Annotated in this window: 1 pseudogene; it reads right to left on the bottom strand. The window is 46.0% G+C overall.

What is annotated here, in order from left to right:
- Positions 1 to 311: pseudogene (locus tag AB4585_RS26265) on the bottom strand (lytic murein transglycosylase); the annotation flags it as partial.

Genomic DNA, 311 nt, shown 5'->3' on the forward strand with positions numbered 1-311 from the left:
CGGGTGATTTAGCATCAATATCTAACGCACTTTCTTGTCTTGCCAGTGCCATCAGGGTTACAGGATCAAGGTCGTATTTCTCAGCATAAAAGTTAAACCACCATTGATGTGCAATAGGAAAACGCAAACTAATGTGATCCCACATCTTGGCATCGATAGTGGCAATGACGGTCAGGTGATTCCAACGCATCGACGCTGCATATTGAGCCAATGCTTTTTTCTGTTCGGCATTGGCGCGCGCCAATAACCAGCGCCACTCGCGTTTTGTAGCTGTGATCTTATCAACGGCAATCAGTTCTTTTATTCGTGCC

The organism is Vibrio sp. 10N.222.49.C9 (assembly GCF_041474985.1).
GTDB lineage: Bacteria > Pseudomonadota > Gammaproteobacteria > Enterobacterales > Vibrionaceae > Vibrio > Vibrio crassostreae_C.